Consider the following 19,468-nt stretch of genomic DNA (forward strand, 5'->3'; position numbering starts at 1 on the left):
TTGGTGCGACGGTCACCGTTCAAACCGTCAAGCCTTTGGTGTAGACATCCCGCCCATGCGCCTGATCCTCATCCTCGCCGCGATCCTCGTCGCCGGCCTCGCGAATCTCGCCGTCTGGTCCCTGCCGAACCGCCCGGTGCCGCTCGATCCGCCGCCGGGGGGCAAGCTGCGCAGCGTGTCCTTCGCCCCCTTCCGCGACGGCCAGAGCCCGCTGACCCAGGTCTTCCCGACCGATGCACAGATCGAGGAGGACCTCGCGGCATTGGCGCCGCAGGTGGCGGGCATCCGCACCTACACCTCGCTGGAAGGGCTCCAGGTGGTGCCGGAGATGGCGCGCAGGCACGGCATCCAGGTCACCATGGGGGCGTGGCTGTCCTCCAAGGCCGAGAAGAACGAGGCGGAGATCGCCTCGCTGATCGACCTCGCCAACCGCTATCCCGACGTCATCACCCGCGTCATCGTCGGCAACGAGGTGCTGCTGCGGCGCGAACTGACGCCGGAACAGGTGACCGGCTACATCGACCGGGTCAAGGCGGCGGTGAAGCAGCCGGTGTCCTACGCCGATGTCTGGGAATGGTGGCTGAAATACCCGCAGATCGCGGATCATGTCGATTACCTGACGATCCATCTGCTGCCCTACTGGGAGGACGTGCCGGCCGGCGTCGAGGGCGCCACCGAGCGCATCCGCCACAGCTACCGCACCATCGCCCAGCGTTTTCCGGGCAAGCCGATCCTGGTCGGCGAGACCGGCTGGCCGACGCAAGGCCGCTCGCGCGGGGCCGCCGTGCCGGGGCTGGTCAACAAGGCGAAATTCGTCAACGCCTTCGTCCGCATGGCCGAGCAGGAGGGCTTCGACTACAACGTGATCGAGGCCTTCGACCAGGAATGGAAGGCGAAGCTGGAGGGAACCGTCGGCGGCCATTGGGGGCTCTACAACGCCGACCGCACGCCGAAATTCTCGCTGGCCGGGCCGGTCGTCGGCAATGTCGCCTGGCCCTGGCTGTTCGCGGCGTCCAGCGGGATCGCGCTGGTTCTGGTGGGCGGGCTGGCCGGGCTCCGCCGCCATCTGCCGGGCACCGGCTGGGTGGTGCTGATCCTGCTGGCGCAGGCGTTGTCGACCCTCTATGTCCGCGCCGGCTTCGTGGCGGCGCACGGCAAGCATTACTGGCAGGACACCACGCTGGCCGTGGGCATGCTGGCGCTGACCGCCGCGCTTGTGCTGGCGGTGCTGCTGACCGCCCACCGCGCGCTGGCGAGCGGCGGTTTGGCGCGCGAGCCGCTGGTCGGCCTGCGCCACGCCCGCCCCGCCCTGACCCGCACCGAGCGGGTGGGGCGGTGGAGCGCGGTGGCGCTGGGCGCCGCGGCGCTGGTCTGGTCGCTGCTCATCATCTACGACGGCCGGTATCGCGATTTTCCCAACCCCTACCTGCTGATCCCGGCGGTGGCGCTGCCGGCGCTGGGGCTGATCCGCGCCGCCCGCCGGCCGGTGGGGACGGAAACGCGCAACGTGCTTGGCATCGCCAGCCTGTTCCGCCCGGCGGTCCCGGTGGACGATGGGGAGCCACGCGGGCTGTGCGGCGCCGTCCGCCGCATGCCGGTGGAGTCGCTGCTGGGCTTCGGGCTGCTGTTGGGCGCGCTGCTGACCGTGGTGGCGGAGGGCTTCGTCCCGCTCGAATCGCTGATCTACGGCCAGCTTCCCTTCATGGAGGCACTGCACGAGGTCGATTGGACCTTGCCCAACTGGGAGGCGCTGGGCTGGGCCGGCCTGCAGGTCCTGCTGGCGCTGCCCTTCCTGGCCGGGGTGTGGAGCGCGAAAAAGTAGTGATCGGTCAACAGTTTTGCCTTTACCAATCAAATGGAATGCTCATCAATTTGTGGAAACGGCGTCATGGTGTGGTAAAAAAAAAGCGTTTTTTCAGCTAACGTGCGCGCAGAAGGTGCAGATGAGCAATCATAATACCTCTAAGCCTCCGCATCGGGGACGGCTCCAGGCTCAGGGTGCCCATGTCCAAGAATCGGAAAAATGGGCTCAGTCGCTGCCCTTAACGGGGGTGGACGGGCACGCCAAACTCAATGCTCTGCACAACAAGCTTAGTCCCTCAGAGCAGGCTTATCGGGGAGTCGCCTTTCAAGCGGTCCGGGACTATATTGATCGTGCGGTTACTGCGGGGGGAGTGAACGCTACCATCATCCGTTCCTTTGCGGTGCCGAACGACACGAAGGGACGCCGTGTGGATGTCGAGGTTCGTGCAGGAAAGGCTTTCGTGCCATGAGTGTGCAAGCTCAGTCAGACCCGCTTTATCCGTTCAGCCGCTTTCGTGACGATGAGCGTCAATATTCCTTGTCGCGTAAATTTTGGTTGGAAGCCTTTGAAGAGGCGCTAGGGACCAAGAGGGTGGACTGGCAACCTTGGGCAAGCGATCCGCTGCATGAGGGAACCCCCATTTTCAGCATATATTCAGGACAGAATAATAAAGGCATTGTAATTCAGCAATGCCTTCCGTCGGACGATTCCGTTTGGTTCAAGTGCTGGGTAAGCGTTTTCGGAGATGGTGAAGACGAGGACGAAGAAATTCCTTACCTCTTTATCGAGGCGCCAGTCCATATGGAGTCCCGGAGACGCGCAATATACCTGATGAAGAAGTGGCTTGTTGAGGATATAAACAAGAGTCGGATGTCGGATCTTTCTGAAAAGGTCATGGAAAACAGTGTTGACGAGCGACCTGCCGGAATCTGATGTGGCGGTTGCAGTATGCTTTGCGAATGAAGGGTAGAGCGTTCCGTTGCAAAATTCTTCCATGATTTACAGCTTCGTGCGTCTAATATGAAACGCACGAAGCTGTAACCCTTTGTTTGACGATCGGATTCACGCTTCAAATCGGGTCCGATTTTACGCGATCCGATCCAACGTTCATGACATTGCGAAGGTGATTGATGTCCCCCGACCTTTGGCTTGCCTTCGCCGCCGCCTCCGCCGTCATGCTGATGATCCCGGGGCCGACGGTGCTGATCGTCGTGTCCTATGCGCTGGGCCATGGACGGAAGTCGGCCATGGCGACGGTGGCGGGGGTGGCGCTCGGCGATTTCACCGCGATGACCGCCTCGATGCTGGGGCTGGGGGTGCTGCTGTCGACCTCGGCGGCGCTGTTCACCCTGCTGAAATGGGCCGGTGCGGCCTATCTGGTCTATCTCGGGATCAAGCTGTGGCGGGCGCCGGTCCGGGAGGCCGAGACGGTGGCCGACGAGTCGGCGGTCCGGCCCTGGCGCATGATGCTGCACACCTATGCCGTCACCGCGCTGAACCCCAAGAGCATCGTCTTCTTCGTCGCCTTCCTGCCGCAGTTCCTCGACCCCGCCCGGCCGCTGGCCGAACAGATGGTGGTGATGGAGGCGACCTTCCTGGTGCTGGCGACGCTGAACGCCGCCGCTTACGCCCTGCTGGCTTCGGCGGCGCGGCGCGCGGTGCGGACGCCGTCGGTGCAGCGCGCGGTCAACCGGACCGGCGGGTCGCTGCTGATGGGAGCCGGGCTGCTGACCGTCGCCTGGAAGCGAACCGCCTGACGCGCTCGCGTCCCAAGGGTAGGCGACGCACGACGCACGCACGCACCCGGCGATTTGTTGACAAAGCAAGATAGCTTCTCTGAAAATTGCCGACGAAATGGGTGATGCACGCGTCGGTAACGTTCATGGAGCCGGCGGAAGCGAATCGATCCGCGGGGGCGGTGATGGCCGATGGCTGCAACAGGGGCGAAATGGCGGAAGAGGCCCGGCGGGAGCCCGCCGGGGATGTGTTGGAGTTCGCCGCCGAGACCGTCGATGCGGCCGGTGGCCGGCAAAATCCGCCCTGGCAGATCCTGATCGTCGACGACGACCACGAGGTCCACGCCATCACCCGCGTCGTGCTGGGCGAAATGACGTTCGAGGAGCGGCCGGTCCGCTTCCTGTCCGCCTATACCGCAAGGCAGGCGCGGTCGCTGCTGGCCGAGAATCCGGGGATCGCCGCCATCCTGCTGGACGTGGTGATGGAGACCGACGATGCCGGGCTGAAGCTGGTCCGCCACATCCGCGAGGAGATGGGCAACCGGCAGATCCGCATCATCCTGCGCACCGGCCAGCCGGGGCAGGCGCCGGAGCGGCAGGTGATCGCCGCCTACGACATCAACGACTACAAGGCCAAGAGCGAACTGACGGCGCAGAAGCTCTACACCGCGACCGTCGCGGCCCTGCGCTCCTACCAGCACATCGCCACCATCGAACGCGGCCGGCAGGGGTTGGAGCGGGTGATGGAGGCCGCCGTCCATCTGGCCGGACTGCGGTCGCGCTCCCAATTCCTGGCAGGTCTGGTGGGGCGGGCGTCGGCCCTGCTGACCAACGCCGCCACCGCCCTGCTGTGCGGAGCCGGGGAGGACGGAGGCGTCGCCATCCTCGCCGAAGCCGGGCTGCCGGCCGATCCGCCGACGGAGGCCGCCGAGGACATCGCCGCCGCATTGTACGACGGGCAGGCGCGATGGGGCACGCAGCACGGCGTGGCCGTCCTGCGCGGCCGCGATTCGGCGCCGCTGGCGCTCTGCCTGCTCGGCGGTCCGTTTGCGGAGGGCGACCGGCCGCTGCTGGAACTGCTCTGCACCAAGGCGGCGGTCGGGCTGGACAATCTGCGGCTCTACGAGCGGCTGAACGAGGCGCAGGTCGCCACCGTCCATGCGCTCGGCAAGCTGGCGGAGTACAAGGACGAGGTCACCGGCGACCATGTGAAGCGGCTCGGCCGCTGGGCGACGGCGATCGCGCGCGAACTGCACGCCCGCGGCGACTTTCCGGACGAGTTGGACGACTGGTTCTGCGACACCATCGGGCTGGCCAGCGTGCTGCACGACGTGGGCAAGGTCGGCATCCCCGACGCCATCCTGCGCAAGCCCGGCCGGCTGGACGAGGCGGAGATGGCGGTCATGCGCGACCACGCGTCCATCGGCGGCAGCATCCTGCGCGACGCCTGCGGCGGCGACCGGCGCGGCTACCTGTCGATGGGGGCGGAGATCGCCGAGAGCCATCACGAGAAGTTCGACGGCAGCGGCTATCCGCGTGGGTTGGTGGGCGACGCCATTCCGCTGGCCGGCCGCATCGTCGCCGTCGCCGACGTCTTCGATGCGCTGCTGCACCGCCGCCCCTACAAGAAGGCGTGGGACATCGCCGAGGTGCTGGACCTGCTGCGTGCCGAATCGGGCCGCCATTTCGACCCGCGCGTCGTCGACGCTTTCCTGGCCGTGCTGACGCGGGAAGGGGCGGGGGTGTAGGACCGCCGCCCCTTCACAAAGGGAGGAGGGTCAGAGGCCCAGCACGTCCCGCATGCTGTAGAGGCCCGGCGTCTTGTCCTGCGCCCACAGGGCGGCGCGGACGGCGCCCTTGGCGTAGATCTGGCGGCCGGAGGCCTTGTGGGTCAATTCGATCCGCTCGCCCTCGCTGGCGAAGATCACGGTGTGGTCGCCGATGACGTCGCCGCCGCGCAGGGTGGCGAAGCCGATCTCGCCCCGCGGACGGGCGCCGGTGTGGCCGTCGCGGACCTTCTGCCAGACATCCTCCAGCCTGACCCCGCGCCCGGCCGCCGCGGCATGGCCGAGGCCCAGCGCGGTGCCGGACGGCGCGTCCACCTTGCGGCGGTGGTGCATCTCCAGGATGTCGATGTCGAAGTCGTCGTCCAGCGTGTGGGCGACCTGCTCCACCAGCGCCAGCAGCAGGTTGACGCCCAGCGACATGTTCGGCGACTGGATGATGGCGGTGTGGGTGGCCGCGGTGGCGATGGCCGCCTGCTGCGCCGGGTTCAGGCCGGTGGTGCCGACGACCAGCACGGTTTCCGACTGGGCGGCCAGGGCGGCGTGACGCTCCGTCGACTCCGGGCTGGTGAAGTCGATCACCGCGTCGGCCTCGGCGAACAGGGCGACCGCATCGTCGATGGCGGTCACGCCCAGCGGGTCCAGCCCGGCCAGCACGCCCAGATCCTTGCCCAGCGCCGGGCCGCCCACCCGCTCGGTCCCGCCGGCCAGCGTGCAGCCCGCGGTCGCCGCGATCTCGCGCACCAGCATCTGCCCCATGCGCCCCGCGCACCCGACGACACCGATCTTCATGACGCCAATCCCCTGTTCAGCTCTTCCGGCCGGGCTTCCCCGCCTTCAGCGGTTTAGCACAGGCCCGGCCGGGGCTTAAGCGCCAAGGCAGCCGCGCAGCGATGCGGCGAGGTTGCGCAGCAGGGTGGGGTAGAGCGCCTCGCCTTCCGGCAACTCGGTGCCCTCGGGGTCGAGCACGCCGGTCCTGGCCTTGGTGCCCTCCACCACCGTCTGGACCAGCGCCGGTTCGAACTGTGGTTCGGCGAAGACGCAGGCCGCACCCAGCCCGCCGATCTTGGCGCGGATCGCCGACAGCCGCTTGGCGGACGGGCGGCGGTCCGGGCTGACGGTGATGGAACCGACCGCCGACAGGTCGTAGCGCGCCTCGAAATACTGGTAGGCGTCGTGGAAGACGACGAAGGGCTTGTCCTTTACCGGCGCCAGCGCGGCCTTCAACTCCGCGTCCAGGGCGTCGAGCTGCTGCAGCGTGCGGTCGGCGTTGGTCCGGTAGGCCTCCGCATCGGCCGGATCCTTGGCGGCAAGCGCCTCCGCCGCCGCCTTGACGATGGCGCGGGCGTTGGCGGGATCGAGCCAGATGTGGCTGTTCAGTTCCTCATGCTCTTCGGCATGGTCGTGGCCTTTATGATCGTGACCTTTATGATCATGGCCCCCCTTCCGACCATGATCATGTGCCTCCCAGGCGCCGCCCTCGCGGGTTTCCAGCAGGGTCAGGCCCTTCAGGTCCATCAGCGTCAGCAGCGTCGCCTTGGGCGCATTGGCCTTCAGCGGCTTTTCCAAGAAGCTCTCCAGTTCCGGCCCGACCCAGACCACCAGATCGGCGGCCGACAGCGCCTTCGCGTCCGACGGCTTCATCGTGTAGCTGTGCGGCGATGCGCCGCCGCGCACCAGCAGAGCCGGTTCGCCCACCCCATGCATGACCGACGCGACCAGGGAGTGGATCGGTTTGATCGACACCACCACCTTCGGCACCTCGGCATGGGCCGGCAACGCGGCGGCTGCGGCAAGGGCTGTGGTCAGGGTGGCGGACAGCGCGAATCGGCGCATGGGAGGGATCCTCTCGACTTGCTGGACAGGCTGCTGGTTTCAGCGCATAGGGAAGCCACGTTCACTTTGGTGTCACGTTATAACGTAACATGTCAATACCTCACCCAAACCGGGATACCTCCGCGCTCTTCGCCGGCCCGCTCGCCTGGACCGAGGATCTGACCGTCCGTTTCGGCCGCCGCACCGTGCTGGACCGCGTCAACGTCGCCGTCCAGCCGGGGGAGGTGGTGACGCTGATCGGCCCGAATGGTGCCGGCAAGACGACACTGGTGCGCGCCGTGCTGGGACTGGTGGCGCCCGATGGCGGACGGGTGCTGCGGCGCCCGAACCTGCGCATCGGCTACATGCCGCAGAAGCTGTCGGTGGATCAGACGCTGCCGCTGACCGTGCGGCGTTTCCTGGCGCTGTGGCGGCCGGTGACCGCCGACCGGGTGGAGGCGGCGCTGGAGGAGGCCGGGGTGGCGAGGCTGGCCGACTCGGCGGTGCAAACCATTTCCGGCGGCGAGATGCAGCGGGTGCTGCTGGCCCGCGCCCTGCTGGGCGACCCCGACCTGCTGGTTCTGGACGAGCCGGATCAGGCGGTGGACGTCCATGGGCAGGCGGAGCTGTTCCACCGCATCGCCCAGGTGCGGCAGCGGCGCGGCTGCGGCGTGCTGCTGGTCAGCCACGACCTGCACACGGTGATGGCGCGCACCGACCGGGTGGTGTGCCTGAACGGCCATGTCTGCTGTTCCGGCCGGCCGGAGGATGTCAGCCGGCATCCGGAATATCATGCGCTGTTCGGCGGCCATGCCGGCGACCTCGCCGTCTATGTCCATCACCACGACCACGCCCATGCCGAGGACGGCAAGGTCGTGCCCGACCATGACGGGGGCTGCTGCCATGGATGATTTCCTGATCCGCGCGTTGATCGCCGGCGGCGGCATCGCCCTGCTGGCCGGGCCGCTGGGATCCTTCGTGGTGTGGCGGCGCATGGCCTATTTCGGCGACACGCTGGCCCACTCGGCCTTGCTGGGCGTGACGCTGGGCTTTCTGCTGGGCGTCAACCCGATGGTCGGCGTGATGGCGGTCTGCGTGGCGCTGGCGCTTGCCCTGGTGGCGCTGCAGCGGCGGCGGACGCTGGCGGCGGACACGCTGCTCGGCATCCTGTCGCATGGCTCGCTGTCGCTCGGGCTGGTGGCCCTGGCCTTTCTGGAGACGCTGCGCGTCGATCTGATGGCCTATCTGTTCGGCGACATCCTGTCGGTGACCGATGGCGACCTGATGGCGATCTATGGCGGCGGCGCGGTGGCGCTGACGGGGCTGGCGCTGCTGTGGCGCCGGCTGCTGGCGGTGACGGTGGACGAGGATCTGGCGCGGGTGGAGGGCATGCCGGTCGACGCCCTGCGGCTGGCCTTCATGCTGCTGATCGCGCTGGTGATCGCCATCGCCATGAAGATCGTCGGCATCCTGCTGATCACCTCGCTGCTGATCATCCCGGCCGCCGCCGCCCGCCGCTTCGCCCGCACGCCGGAAGGGATGGCGGCGCTGGCCTCGGTGCTGGGGGTGGTGGCGGTGATCGCCGGGCTGCTGGCGTCGCTGAACTGGGATCTGCCGGGCGGCCCGAGCGTGGTGGTGGCCGCCGCCGCGCTGTTCCTGCTGGGATCGCTGGTGCCCTTGCGGCGCTGATTGCAATCAGGAAAAGAACACGGTTGCGTGTATTTCCCGTTTGCGGACGTGTCCGCCTGCGCCATAGTCCGCAGGCGGACGCGATGGCGGAAGGGCCGCCATCGCCGCCGCACGAACGGAGGGCTTGAGGATGGAACGCTTCCTCACTCTCCTGATCCTGGTGCTGGAGATCGTCAAGCGGCTGCTTGACCTTCTGATGCACTAAGATCGGGCGGGCGGATCGGGGAGTAGGATTCCTCGATCCGCCTACCCCCGATATTGGTGTTGCACCCGCCCGCTGTCAACGGGGTGCCCGAAAACACTCATTCGTCGATGTTGCGCGCCAGGACTTCGCGTTTTCCGGAGTGGTTCGGCTTGCCGACCACCCCTTCGGTCTCCATCCGCTCGATCAGGCGGGCGGCGGAGTTGTAGCCGATGCGCAGCTGGCGCTGGATGAAGCTGGTCGAGGCCTTGCGCTCGCGGCAGACCACCGCCACCGCCTTGTCGTAGAGATCGTCGCCCGATCCGCCGCCGGTGCCGGGCAGGCTGCCGTCGTCGAAGGACTCCTCGCCCTCCTCGTCCTCCAGGATGGCGTCGACATAGTTCGGTTCGCCCTGCGCCTTGAGGAACCTGACGATCTGCTCGACCTCGTGGTCGGAAACGAAGGGGCCGTGGACGCGGGTGATGCGGCCGCCGCCGGCCATATAGAGCATGTCGCCCTGGCCCAGCAGCTGTTCGGCGCCCTGTTCGCCGAGGATGGTGCGGCTGTCGATCTTGCTGGTGACCTGGAAGCTGATGCGGGTCGGGAAGTTGGCCTTGATGGTGCCGGTGATGACGTCCACCGACGGGCGTTGCGTCGCCATGATCAGGTGGATGCCGGCGGCGCGCGCCATCTGGGCCAGCCGCTGGATCGCCGCCTCGATGTCCTTGCCGGCGACCAGCATCAGGTCGGCCATCTCGTCGACGATGACCACGATGTAGGGCAGTTCGGTGAGGTCGAGCGGCTGTTCCTCGAACAGCGGCTTGCCGGTGTCGGGGTCGAAGCCGGTCTGGACGCGGCGGGTCAGCGACTCGCCGCCCTCGCGCGCCTCGCGCAGGCGGGCGTTGTAGCCCTCGATGTTGCGGACGCCCAGCTTGGACATGTTGCGGTAGCGGTCCTCCATCTCCCGCACCGTCCATTTCAGCGCGACCACCGCCTTCTTGGGGTCGGTGACGACCGGCGTCAGCAGGTGGGGGATGCCCTCGTAGACCGACAGTTCCAGCATCTTGGGGTCGATCATGATGAAGCGGCAGCGCTCCGGCGGCAGCCGGTAGAGCAGCGACAGGATCATGGTGTTGATCGCCACCGACTTGCCCGAGCCGGTGGTGCCGGCGACCAGAAGGTGGGGGAAGCGGGCGAGGTCGGCGACCACCGGCTGGCCGCCGATGTCCTTGCCGAGCGCCAGCGCCAGCTTGCCGCCATGCTTGTCGAAGCCTTCCGCCGCCATCAGCTCGCGCAGCAGCACGGTCTCGCGCCTGGCGTTGGGCAGCTCGACGCCGATGACGTTGCGGCCCGGCACCACGGCGACGCGGACCGACACCGCGCTCATCGAGCGGGCAATGTCGTCGGCAAGGCCGATGACGCGGGAGGATTTGGTGCCGGGGGCCGGTTCCAGTTCGTACAGGGTGACGACCGGGCCGGGATGGACCTTCTGGATCTCGCCGCGCACGCCGAAATCTCCCAGCACGCCTTCCAACTGGCCGGCATTGCGTTGCAGCGCCGCCTCGTCCAGCTGTTCGCCGCGGATGCCGGTGGGCGGCACCTGCAGCAGGTCGAGCGGCGGCAACTCGTAACCCGGCGGACCGTCCTCCTCGCCCAGGGGCAGGCGGGGTCTGGCGCGGGTCGGCCTTGGCGGCTTCGCGTTCCGACGCGGCGGATTTGGGCGGAGTGACGATGGGGACCGGGCGCAGCGGCTTGTCGGCGGCGGACGGCGTGGCCGACAGCGGCACCGGGCCGGCGTCCAGCCCGGCGGGGGGAAGCGGATCGACGCGCACGGCATCGTCGAAGCTGGGACCTTTGCGCCTGGGAGACCCGTCGCCGCGCAGCGCGTCGTCGACGGCGATGGAGGCGGTCTGCACAGCGGCCTGCGCCGCGTTGCGGCCATGGCGGCGCAGCGCGTCGACGCCGCTACCGGCACCGTGGCGGATCAGATGGACGCCGTTCACGGTACCGCGGCCGAGCGCGCGGAAGCTGGCGATCCATTCGCCGATCGTCAGACCGGCCGCCAGGAACAGCACCAGCCCACCGCCGACCGCGGCGACGGTCGCCACCATCGGCTCGGCCCCGAACAGGTTGCCGACGCCGCGCAGCAGGATCTGGCCGAAGCTGCCGCCGGGCAGCGGGGCGAGCGGATCGCTGGAGGGGTCGGTCAGGCCGGCCAGCGCCATCGACACCAGGATCACCCCCCACAGTGCCAGAACGGTGCGGAACAGCGGATTCCCCAGCTTGCGCTGGGCACCGAGCCGCCAGCCCCAGAACATCGGCACCAGCGCGATGACGAAGGCGGCCCAGCCCAGCGACTGGATCAGCAGGTCGGCGACATAGGCACCGGGGGGGCCGAACAGGTTGTGGGTGTCCCCCGCCGTGGCGGGAACCGAGTTCAGCGAGGCGTCGCGCGGATCGTAGCTGCCCAGCAGCACCATCAGCAGCAGGCCGAACAGCCCCAGCACGAAGCCCATCGCCTCCCGCGCGCGGGCGACGACGAAGGCGCGCATGGCCGGGGAGAAGAAGGGCGGCTTTTCCTGCCGGCTGCGGCCGGCGCGCAGGCGGTCCTTCCCCGGATCCTTGGCTCCCAGATCCTTGGCGCTATCGCGGGGCGACCCCTTGCGCGGGCTGGGGGCGGTCCGTCCCAGGCTGGGCCGGGGGGCGCGCGGAGGTGGGGCCGGCGGGTCGGGCCATGGGGCGGAAACCTCGTGCTGTAGAAACCGAAGAGACTGGCTGGTCGGAGCCGGGACGGGCCGGAACCGGTCAGCCGAGAATGCGGACGATGGCGGCGCAGGCCTGGGCGACGGTTTCGGCGTCCTGCACCAGGGCGACGCGGATGAAGGCGTCGCCGGGGTTCGGCTCGCCGGGGTTGCTGCGCGACAGGTAGGCGCCGGGCAGCACGCGGACGGCGCCCTCCGCCCACAGCCGCTTGGCCGCCTCCTCGCCGTTGCCGACCTCCAGCCACAGGAAGAAGCCGCCGGCCGGCCGGTAATAGCCGTAGCGCCCGCCCAGTTCCGCCTCCGCCGCCGCGAACTTGGCGCGGTAGGCGGCGCGGTTCTCCTCCACATGCGCCTCGTCGCGCCACAGCGCGGTGCTGGCGGCCAGGATCGGCAGAGGCATGCCGGCACAGCCGTAGCTGCGCAGGCGGGAGAAGCGGCCGATCAGCGCCGGGTCGCCGGCGACGAAGCCGGACCGCAGGCCGGCGGCACTCGACCGCTTGGACAGCGAATGGAAGACCAGCAGGTTGGCCCAGGGATTCCCATCCTCGTGCGGCAGGGCGGTTGCGACCTGGAGCGCGCCGACCGGCGGGGCGTCAAGCCAGATCTCGGCATAGCATTCGTCGACCGCCAGCACGAAGCCGTATTGCCGCGCCAGCCCGATGGCCTTGGCGAGATAGGCCGGCGTGGCGGCGGCGCCCTGCGGGTTGGCGGGGGTGCAGAGATAGAAGAGCGCCGTGCGCTCCAGCAGGTCCGGTGTCAGGGCATCGAGATCGGGCAGGAAGCCGGTCTCGCGGGTGGCCGACAGGAACACCGGCTCCGCCCCCGCCATCACCGCGGCCCCCTCATAGGGCGCATAGAAGGGGTTGGGCATCAGAACCGCGGGCTGGCGCCCGGCCTTGCGCGTCGGCACCGCCAGCAGGGCCAGCATGAACAGGGCCTCGCGCGTGCCGGACAGCGGCAGGATGGAACTGTCGGCATGCAGCAGCCCGGCCGGCAGGTCGTAGCGGCGGGTCAGCCAGTCGCCGGCCGCGGCGCGGAACTCCGGCGTGCCGCCGACCGGCGGATACTTGTTCCAGCCGGCGCCGTTGGCGCGCAGGGTCTCTTCGATGATGGCGGGCGGGGTGTGCTGCGGCTCGCCCACCGTCAGCAGGATGGGGGCGACGTTGGCGCGCGGGGTGATCGGCGCCAGCAGGTTGGACAGCCGGGTGAAGGGATAATCGGTCAGCAGGTCGAGCCGATCGTTGCCGATCGCCTCGGTGAAGACGGCACCGCTGTTGACGCTGAAATCGGCAGAGACCATGACGACCGCAACCCTCTTCCCATCCCTGGTGCCGCACCCCGGCTAGGGGAGACGGCCACGCCTTGCGAGCGACCGATCCTATCGGCGGGGCACGGGGGGCACAAGCGTGCAAAGCCCTTGATTGCGGCTGGGCGCGGCAGGTGGCCGAACGGTCACAGGGGGGAAGTGGGAGGCGTGTACTTCCGGGTGAGACCGTGAATTAGGCCGCGCGAAGCCACCCGGTTCCGGTGTCGCGATAGGACAAGCGCACCGCTTCGGTATCCTCACGCTCCCACTCGTCCAGCAGTTCTGTGGTGACCGGGCATCCTCTGGATTTCCCGACCCAGAGGGCGCGCACCAGCGCCTCAACCGCCAGCGGGATCGGGTCGCCGTTCTCCCACCGTGTGACCGTTCCGCGTTGGTAGCCGGTGTGCTCGGCGAGTTTTTTGCTGCGACAGGCGCAGCACCGACCGGAGGAAGCGAAGCTCGCGTCCGGTCAGCCGCCCTTTCTTGTCGGCAATGTCGTTTGCGATGGCGCGGTGAAGGCCGTCGAGATCCTCGATCGAGACGACCGGCCCGTCTTCGGTGTCTTTCTGGACGTATCCGTTCTCCAGATACACATTGTCGAGACCGCACATCGTGTAGTGATGCATCACCAGTCCTCCCATTCGACCGTGAGAATGCGAAGCGCCCCACTGTCTGTCAGAATGATGGTCACGACACCCGCATCCCGGTTGCCCAGGATGTTCTTGACGACCTTGCATTTCCAGCCATTCCGGGCCTTTTCCGGTGCCGCGAGGACGAACCCCGTCCTGAGGATGTCGAGCGCGTCTTCAGTATTGAGCGCTTCCTGCTCTTCGCGCTCTTCCATCCTGTCGAAGGCATGAAGCCGGAATTCGACGTTCTTGGTGTCCGCCGCGCGTTGCCGGATGACCCGCTCGGCCTCGTCAGTCCGCAACAAGTCGCGGCCGAGGTCGACAGGGCGCTGAAAAATCTTCGGATCAACCATATATGTATCATAATCATACATTGCAAGCTGGTCAAACAGGGATATTTAGCCCGGATAATATTGACCTCGGCATTTCACCCGGATAAAATCCATTCCGCACAACCGGAGTTCCGCCCATGTCCGTCACCGCCGAGACTCTCTGCACCGCCTTTCGTGGCGAGCGCCGCCTTGCCGCCGGAGATGCGCTGAGCGTTGCGCGGGCGTTGCGGGCGGCACTGGACGCCGAGCCCGATGGACCGCCGGTGCTGGTGTTCGACGACGCCACCGGAAAGCCGGTCGACCTCGATCTGCGGGGAAGCGATGCGGAGGTCGCGTGGCGTCTCGCGCCGCCGCCGCGGGGGCCGGGCCGGCCGAAGCTGGGGGTGGTGGCGCGGGAGGTGACGCTGCTGCCGCGTCATTGGGACTGGCTGAACGCCCAGCCGGGCGGGGCGTCGGTGGCGCTGCGCAAGCTGGTGGACGAGGCGCGCAAGGGCAACGAGGCGAAGGACCGCGTGCGCCATGCGCAGGAGGCCGCCTATCGCGTCATGTTGGAACTGGCCGGCGACCGGCCGGGCTATGAGGAGGCGGTTCGGGCGCTCTATGCCGCGGACTGCGCGCGGTTCGACGCGCTGACGGCGGACTGGCCGGCCGACCTGCGCGACTATGCGCGTGCGCTGGCGGCGGATGCGTTCGCCGGCTGAGAAAGCGGACAGGCGCGCAGACGCGCGCCCGTCATTGCCGGCAGCTTTGGGGCCGACAGCCTGGGGGCCGGCAGCCTTACAGCGCTTCGGAGTTGGTCTCGCCGGTGCGGATGCGCACGGCCTGGGCGATCTCCAGCACGAAGATCTTGCCGTCGCCGATGCGGCCAGTGTTGGCGGCCTTCTGGATCGCCTCGACCACCTGCTCGTACTGGTCGTCGGACACCGCGACCTCGACCTTCACCTTGGGCAGGAAGCTCACGGAATATTCGGCGCCGCGGTAAATTTCCGTCTGGCCCTTCTGGCGGCCGAAGCCCTTGACCTCGCTGACGGTCAGGCCCTGAATCCCGAGCGACGTCAGCGCCTCGCGCACTTCGTCGAGCTTGAACGGCTTGATGATGGCCATAACCAGTTTCATGTGGCTTCCCCTTAAAGCGTTGTTCCGGTCGCGGATAAAGGCTGTGGCCGCCTTGTTGCGGTTCCGGTCCGGCCCGACAGCCCTTCCGTCCTCCCGCCGATGGCCCAAGCCTGTTCGCGTCGACCGCAAAAAGCAACGATTACAAGAATCGTGCCGGTTGAAATGCGCTGCAACGATGGGAATATGCCTGTTGATTGAGCGCTCAAAAGGGCGGCATATGCCTAAAAATTGCTCAGCGGCAATCTGTCCGGTGCATGGCGGCCGCCGGCCGGGGACAGGAGACTGGACAGGACGCCCCCGTGCGACAATTGTTTCACCGCGCGCGGCACCGGCAAGGCTTACGTCCGGCGGGTCCACCGCAGCGCAGGCGCAAGAAGGCGAGAGGGCAGCGAGCATCATGGCCGTACCGGGCACCGAATCGGGCAACGCGACCGTCCCCCCCCAGGGAGGCGTCGGCGGCGACATCACCACCGAGGTCGTGGTGCTGGGCGGCGGTCTGGCCGGACTGACCATGGCGGCGGCGCTGGCCAGCGCCGGCGTGCCGGTGGTCTGCATCGACCGGGACAGCCCGGAACGCATGGGCGGCCAGGGCTTCGACATCCGCACCACCGCCATCTCCTACGCCTCGAAGATGGTGCTGGAGTCGGCGGGCGTGTGGCGCCACATGGCCGATCAGGCCGGCCCGATGCTGGACATCCGCATCGCCGACCAGTTTTCGCCCCTGTTCATCCATTACGACCACACCGAACTGGCGATGGAGGGCAGGCACCAGCCCTTCGGCTGGATCCTGGACAACAAGGACATCCGCCGCGCCCTGTTCACCCGTGCGGCCGAACTGCCGGGGCTGGTGCATCTGGCGCCGGCCCAGGCGACCGCGGTGGAGCTCACGCGGTCCGGCGTGTCGGTGCGGCTTGCCGACGGGCGCACGGTGCGCGGCCGGCTGCTGGTCGGCGCCGACGGGCGGCGGTCGCTGGCGCGCGACAGCGCCGGGATCAGGGTGCGGCGCTGGTCCTACGATCAGAGCGCCATCATCTGCACCATCCGCCACACCGAGCCGAACAAGGGCGTCGCGGTCGAGCATTTCCTGCCCAACGGCCCCTTCGCCGTCCTGCCGATGACCGACAACCGCTGTTCCATCGTGTGGAGCGAGAAGACGTCGCTGGTCGACACCTATCTCAACCTCCCCGACGACCAGTTCATCGACGAGCTGCAGCGGCGCTCCGGCGGCTATCTGGGCGAGATCACGCTGCTGACCAAGCGCGAGGCGTGGCCGCTGTCGGTGCTGCTGGCCGACCGCTTCGTCGCCGACCGGCTGGCGCTGGTGGGGGAGGCGGCGCACGCCATCCACCCGATCGCCGGGCAGGGGCTGAACCTGGGCATGCGCGATGTCGCGGCATTGGCCGAGGTCGTGGTCGACGCCTATCGTCTCGGCCTCGACGTCGGCGGGCCGGAGGTGCTGGCCCGCTTCCAGCGCTGGCGCCGCTTCGACACCGTGCTGCTGGCGGCGGTGTGCGACGGGCTGGTCCACCTGTTCTCCAACAGCATTCCGCCGCTGAAGCTGGCGCGCAACCTGGGCATGGCGGCGATCAACCGCCTGCCGCCGGTCAAGCGCTTCTTCATGAAGCACGCCATGGGAGTGGTCGGCGACCTGCCCCGGATGATCCGGGGCCAGCCACTTTGACATCGGAGCCCATCATGAGCTTGTTTTGGCCGTCATTCCCGCGAAGGCGCATAGGCGCTGACTTACCGGTCGAATTGCTGTCGAAGCCAAGCCCATCCCTTATCGACCGTCATCCCCGCGAAAGCGGGGATCCAGGGTTTTCCAAGCAGAACCAATGGGCAAGCCTGGATCCCCGCCTTCGCGGGGATGACGCTGAAAGAAGTGCCTACTCCTTGGGAAACGGGCAAAGTCCTCAAAGTTAGCGCCTATGCGCCTTCGCGGGGATGACGCAAAGCTCCTTTGGTTCCAGATGCTTAATGTCGCTCCAAGATCTGTGCTCCCATAGCGCCTCCGCGGGGATGACGGCCGGGAGAAGCCCCTGAAATCTCGCGGCCCGCCTCACCTGATTTCCGTGGTCCCGCCTTTGGTGCTCCTTGGCAGCCGAGCGCAGGCGCCTTATGTCCGCCACACTGCCCGGCCAAGCAATGCGGGCACTTACGACCAAGGATGAAGACCGTGCTTCGCCGCCTCTCCCGCTCTCTGTTTCCTGGCGCCCTGCTGTGCGCCGCCCTCCTGGCTCCGCTGCCGGTCGTGCTCGCCCCGTCCGCCGTCGCCGCGCCGGCCGCGCCCGTGTCGCTGTCGGCGCAGGACCAAGCCGTCGTCGCTAAGGTGGAGGAGTATCTGAACGGCATCACCACCCTGCAGTCGAAGTTCCTGCAGGTGGCGCCGAACGGGCGGCAGGCGACCGGGACTTTCTATCTGTGGCGGCCCGGGCGGATGCGGCTGGAGTATGACCGGCCGCTGAAGGACTTCATCGTCGCCGACGGCAGCTTCGTCTTCTATTGGGACGGCGAGATGCGCCAGCAGTCGAGCGCTCCCATCGGGTCGACGCTGGCCGACTTCATCCTGCGCAAGAACATCCGCCTGTCGGGCGACGTGACCGTCACCGAGGTGTTCCAGGCCCCCGGCGTGATCGAGGTCAGCCTGTTGGAGACCAAGGACCCCGGCAAGGGCACCCTGACCCTGGTGTTCGAGGACCGTCCCTTCCAGCTGCGCAAGTGGCGGGTGCTGGACGCCCAGGGCATGACCACCGAGGTCGCCCTGCTGAACCCGCGCACCGACGTCACCTTCGACCGCGAGATGTTCTATTTCAAGGAGCCGGCGCGCGGATCGGACTTCGGCCGCGGCAACTGAGCGGTCCTGCATCCTCAATACCGGGCCGGCAACAAAACCCTTCGCCTCCTGTTGTCATTTCGCAAGACGGGCAGCGGGAGGCGTTTCATGTCCTACGATCCGGCACAGCGGGCGCCGCTTGAGCCTGCAGGCCGCCTGCACAGCGTGAACATGCTGCTGGCGCGCAACTGGTGGGCGCTGGCGCTGCGCGGGGCGGCGGCCATCCTGCTGGGGATCCTGGCGTTGATGATGCCCGGCGTGACGGTGGCCACGCTGGCGCTGACCTTCTCCGCCTATCTGCTGCTGGACGGCGTCTTCGCCATCCTGGCCGGAATCCGCGCCTCGCGACACCATGAACGCTCGCTGCCCTTCATCCTGGAGGGCGTCGTCAGCCTGATCGCCGGCATCGTCGCTGCGCTGTGGCCGGCCGCCAGCCTGTTCGCCCTGGTCTTCCTGATCGCCGCCTGGTCGGTCATCACCGGCTTCGCCGAGGTGATGGGCGCCTGGCGCATGGACCGCACCCACGGCAAATGGGCCTGGGGCGTGGCCGGTGTGCTGTCGATCCTGTTCGGCCTCAGCATGTGGGTGCTGCCGGCGCTGGGCCTGCTGGCGCTTGCCTGGGGGGTGGCGGCCTATCTGATCGCGTTCGGCATGCTGGCGCTGGTGACCGCCTTCCGGCTGCGGCGCTGCCATCAGGAAACAGCGGCTCCGGCGGCGGGATGGCGAAGGCGGCGTGAGGGGGGCGGGAACCGTCTGCCGCAGCCGGCCGTTTTCCCGATGCGGGTCATATCGACCGGTGGGGGAGGACGGAACGGAATGGATGGCGGATTGACGGACTGGCTGGTGCATACCATGCACCACCTCCACTATATCGGGATCTTCCTGCTGGTGGCGCTCGCGCGGATCTTTCCGCCGCTGCCGGCCGAGTCGGTGATTCCGCTGGCCGGGATCGGGGCGGCGACCGGCGAGTTCACGCTGGTCGGGGTCGCCATCGCCGGCGGACTCGGCTCTCTGGCCGGGCAGCTGGTGTGGTTCCTGCCCAGCCGGATGATGGGCCGCGACCGGCTGGAGGCCTTTCTGAAGAAATACGGACCCTGGCTGACCATCAATCCGAAGAAGGTGCGGCAGAGCACCGACTGGTTCGCCAGGCATGGCGGCATCGCCGTGCTGTTCTCGCAGCCGGTGCCGGGGGTGCGCACCCTGATCTCGATCCCGGCCGGGGCATGCAGGATGTCGATCCTGAACTACACGCTGGCCTCGGGCATCGGCTCGATCCTGTGGACGGCGCTGCTGGCCTGGACCGGCTACATGCTGTCCACCTGGCCTTTCGCCCACCGGCTGATCGGCTATTTCACCGTCGGGCTGCTGGTGGTGCTGGTCGGGCTCTATCTGTGGCGGCTGACCAAGCACCTGCATCTGCTGCGCAAGGGTGGCGGGGCCGACGAGGCGCCCACCGTCACGCCGCAAGCCGGTTGCTGATG

General features: G+C 68.0%; 17 protein-coding genes and 1 pseudogene. 10 read left to right on the forward strand and 8 right to left on the reverse strand.

Translation table 11 applies throughout. The features are described from left to right. The first annotated feature begins 55 nt into the window (after nucleotides 1-55). The 4 genes from F1643_RS08255 (at nucleotide 56) to F1643_RS08270 (ending at nucleotide 5,288) form a co-directional block, all read left to right on the forward strand. Nucleotides 56-1,822: a glycosyl hydrolase family 17 protein gene (locus F1643_RS08255; protein ID WP_194912520.1), complete on the forward strand. Its 1,767-nt coding sequence runs from the start codon at nucleotides 56-58 to the stop codon at nucleotides 1,820-1,822. 447 nt (nucleotides 1,823-2,269) lie between these two features. Next, complete coding sequence (locus F1643_RS08260; RefSeq protein ID WP_194912523.1) at nucleotides 2,270-2,737, forward strand: hypothetical protein; 468 nt, start codon at nucleotides 2,270-2,272, stop codon at nucleotides 2,735-2,737. A 197-nt stretch (nucleotides 2,738-2,934) separates the two neighbouring features. Further along, nucleotides 2,935-3,561, forward strand: coding sequence for a LysE family translocator (locus tag F1643_RS08265; protein ID WP_194912525.1), 627 nt, complete (start codon nucleotides 2,935-2,937; stop codon nucleotides 3,559-3,561). Nucleotides 3,562-3,725: 164 nt separating this feature from the next. Beyond that, on the forward strand, nucleotides 3,726-5,288 hold the full coding sequence (locus F1643_RS08270) for a response regulator (protein WP_194912526.1): 1,563 nt from the start codon (nucleotides 3,726-3,728) through the stop codon (nucleotides 5,286-5,288). A 30-nt stretch (nucleotides 5,289-5,318) separates the two neighbouring features. On the opposite strand, the gene dapB is transcribed toward F1643_RS08270, so the two are convergent. Together dapB and znuA are read right to left on the reverse strand one after the other, a co-directional pair. After that, nucleotides 5,319-6,116 carry a 4-hydroxy-tetrahydrodipicolinate reductase gene (gene dapB / locus F1643_RS08275; RefSeq protein ID WP_194912528.1) on the reverse strand — a complete coding sequence of 266 codons (798 nt, stop codon included), beginning with the start codon at nucleotides 6,114-6,116 and terminating at the stop codon, nucleotides 5,319-5,321. A 75-nt stretch (nucleotides 6,117-6,191) separates the two neighbouring features. Next, a complete protein-coding gene (znuA, locus tag F1643_RS08280) occupies nucleotides 6,192-7,160 on the reverse strand; it encodes a zinc ABC transporter substrate-binding protein ZnuA (protein ID WP_194912529.1) in 969 nt (322 codons plus the stop codon). An 89-nt stretch (nucleotides 7,161-7,249) separates the two neighbouring features. Between znuA and znuC the strand changes: the two genes are divergently transcribed. Together znuC and znuB are read left to right on the forward strand one after the other, a co-directional pair. Continuing rightward, the gene (gene znuC / locus F1643_RS08285) at nucleotides 7,250-8,050 is read left to right on the forward strand and encodes a zinc ABC transporter ATP-binding protein ZnuC (protein ID WP_206692403.1); all 801 of its coding nucleotides are present in this window, start codon (nucleotides 7,250-7,252) and stop codon (nucleotides 8,048-8,050) included. After that, nucleotides 8,043-8,828, forward strand: coding sequence for a zinc ABC transporter permease subunit ZnuB (znuB, locus tag F1643_RS08290; RefSeq protein WP_194912532.1), 786 nt, complete (start codon nucleotides 8,043-8,045; stop codon nucleotides 8,826-8,828). The genes znuC and znuB overlap by 8 nt, the downstream gene beginning before the upstream one ends. A 302-nt stretch (nucleotides 8,829-9,130) precedes the next feature. Here the strand turns inward: znuB and F1643_RS22630 are convergent, their stop codons facing one another. The 5 genes and pseudogenes from F1643_RS22630 to F1643_RS08315 form a co-directional block, all read right to left on the reverse strand. Next, entirely contained in the window at nucleotides 9,131-10,633 is a 1,503-nt protein-coding gene (locus F1643_RS22630) for a DNA translocase FtsK (RefSeq protein WP_255542539.1), read from the reverse strand. A gap of 502 nt (nucleotides 10,634-11,135) precedes the next feature. Then, nucleotides 11,136-11,561 (reverse strand): annotated as a pseudogene (locus tag F1643_RS22635) (DNA translocase FtsK 4TM domain-containing protein); the annotation flags it as partial. 253 nt (nucleotides 11,562-11,814) lie between these two features. Then, nucleotides 11,815-13,071, reverse strand: coding sequence for an aminotransferase class I/II-fold pyridoxal phosphate-dependent enzyme (locus F1643_RS08305; RefSeq protein ID WP_194912535.1), 1,257 nt, complete (start codon nucleotides 13,069-13,071; stop codon nucleotides 11,815-11,817). Nucleotides 13,072-13,415: 344 nt separating this feature from the next. After that, complete coding sequence (locus F1643_RS08310; RefSeq protein WP_194912537.1) at nucleotides 13,416-13,703, reverse strand: hypothetical protein; 288 nt, start codon at nucleotides 13,701-13,703, stop codon at nucleotides 13,416-13,418. Continuing rightward, nucleotides 13,703-14,059: a DUF4258 domain-containing protein gene (locus F1643_RS08315; protein ID WP_194912539.1), complete on the reverse strand. Its 357-nt coding sequence runs from the start codon at nucleotides 14,057-14,059 to the stop codon at nucleotides 13,703-13,705. Before F1643_RS08315 ends, F1643_RS08310 begins: the two co-directional genes overlap by 1 nt. A gap of 116 nt (nucleotides 14,060-14,175) precedes the next feature. Here F1643_RS08315 and F1643_RS08320 point away from each other — a divergent pair, with 116 nt between their 5' ends. Continuing rightward, nucleotides 14,176-14,739 (forward strand): DUF2239 family protein, encoded by a 564-nt coding sequence (locus F1643_RS08320; protein WP_194912540.1) that lies wholly within the window; start codon nucleotides 14,176-14,178, stop codon nucleotides 14,737-14,739. 76 nt (nucleotides 14,740-14,815) lie between these two features. Here the strand turns inward: F1643_RS08320 and glnK are convergent, their stop codons facing one another. Then, entirely contained in the window at nucleotides 14,816-15,154 is a 339-nt protein-coding gene (glnK, locus tag F1643_RS08325; RefSeq protein ID WP_014189833.1) for a P-II family nitrogen regulator, read from the reverse strand. Nucleotides 15,155-15,551: 397 nt separating this feature from the next. Between glnK and F1643_RS08330 the strand changes: the two genes are divergently transcribed. The 3 genes from F1643_RS08330 to F1643_RS22640 all read left to right on the forward strand — a co-directional run bounded on the left by F1643_RS08330 (nucleotide 15,552) and on the right by F1643_RS22640 (nucleotide 19,466). Further along, nucleotides 15,552-16,835, forward strand: coding sequence for a UbiH/UbiF/VisC/COQ6 family ubiquinone biosynthesis hydroxylase (locus F1643_RS08330; RefSeq protein ID WP_194912541.1), 1,284 nt, complete (start codon nucleotides 15,552-15,554; stop codon nucleotides 16,833-16,835). Between the two features lie 486 nt (nucleotides 16,836-17,321). Beyond that, complete coding sequence (locus tag F1643_RS08335) at nucleotides 17,322-18,008, forward strand: outer membrane lipoprotein carrier protein LolA (RefSeq protein ID WP_194912542.1); 687 nt, start codon at nucleotides 17,322-17,324, stop codon at nucleotides 18,006-18,008. An 87-nt stretch (nucleotides 18,009-18,095) separates the two neighbouring features. Beyond that, nucleotides 18,096-19,466 carry a DUF308 domain-containing protein gene (locus F1643_RS22640; protein ID WP_255542540.1) on the forward strand — a complete coding sequence of 457 codons (1,371 nt, stop codon included), beginning with the start codon at nucleotides 18,096-18,098 and terminating at the stop codon, nucleotides 19,464-19,466. Nucleotides 19,467-19,468 lie beyond the last annotated feature (2 nt).

This window comes from Azospirillum sp. INR13 (assembly GCF_015390205.1).
Taxonomy (GTDB): domain Bacteria; phylum Pseudomonadota; class Alphaproteobacteria; order Azospirillales; family Azospirillaceae; genus Azospirillum.

What these genes read in the sequence shown, in the direction of transcription:
- F1643_RS08255 (WP_194912520.1), top strand. Translation starts at nt 56, where the DNA reads ATGCGCCTGATCCTCATCCTCGCCGCGATCCTCGTCGCCGGCCTCGCG.
- F1643_RS08260 (WP_194912523.1), top strand. Translation starts at nt 2,270, where the DNA reads ATGAGTGTGCAAGCTCAGTCAGACCCGCTTTATCCGTTCAGCCGCTTT.
- F1643_RS08265 (WP_194912525.1), top strand. Translation starts at nt 2,935, where the DNA reads ATGTCCCCCGACCTTTGGCTTGCCTTCGCCGCCGCCTCCGCCGTCATG.
- F1643_RS08270 (WP_194912526.1), top strand. Translation starts at nt 3,726, where the DNA reads ATGGCCGATGGCTGCAACAGGGGCGAAATGGCGGAAGAGGCCCGGCGG.
- dapB (WP_194912528.1), bottom strand. Translation starts at nt 6,116, where the DNA reads ATGAAGATCGGTGTCGTCGGGTGCGCGGGGCGCATGGGGCAGATGCTG.
- znuA (WP_194912529.1), bottom strand. Translation starts at nt 7,160, where the DNA reads ATGCGCCGATTCGCGCTGTCCGCCACCCTGACCACAGCCCTTGCCGCA.
- znuC (WP_206692403.1), top strand. Translation starts at nt 7,250, where the DNA reads ATGTCAATACCTCACCCAAACCGGGATACCTCCGCGCTCTTCGCCGGC.
- znuB (WP_194912532.1), top strand. Translation starts at nt 8,043, where the DNA reads ATGGATGATTTCCTGATCCGCGCGTTGATCGCCGGCGGCGGCATCGCC.
- F1643_RS08305 (WP_194912535.1), bottom strand. Translation starts at nt 13,071, where the DNA reads ATGGTCTCTGCCGATTTCAGCGTCAACAGCGGTGCCGTCTTCACCGAG.
- F1643_RS08310 (WP_194912537.1), bottom strand. Translation starts at nt 13,703, where the DNA reads ATGCATCACTACACGATGTGCGGTCTCGACAATGTGTATCTGGAGAAC.
- F1643_RS08315 (WP_194912539.1), bottom strand. Translation starts at nt 14,059, where the DNA reads ATGGTTGATCCGAAGATTTTTCAGCGCCCTGTCGACCTCGGCCGCGAC.
- F1643_RS08320 (WP_194912540.1), top strand. Translation starts at nt 14,176, where the DNA reads ATGTCCGTCACCGCCGAGACTCTCTGCACCGCCTTTCGTGGCGAGCGC.
- glnK (WP_014189833.1), bottom strand. Translation starts at nt 15,154, where the DNA reads ATGAAACTGGTTATGGCCATCATCAAGCCGTTCAAGCTCGACGAAGTG.
- F1643_RS08330 (WP_194912541.1), top strand. Translation starts at nt 15,552, where the DNA reads ATGGCCGTACCGGGCACCGAATCGGGCAACGCGACCGTCCCCCCCCAG.
- F1643_RS08335 (WP_194912542.1), top strand. Translation starts at nt 17,322, where the DNA reads ATGAAGACCGTGCTTCGCCGCCTCTCCCGCTCTCTGTTTCCTGGCGCC.
- F1643_RS22640 (WP_255542540.1), top strand. Translation starts at nt 18,096, where the DNA reads ATGTCCTACGATCCGGCACAGCGGGCGCCGCTTGAGCCTGCAGGCCGC.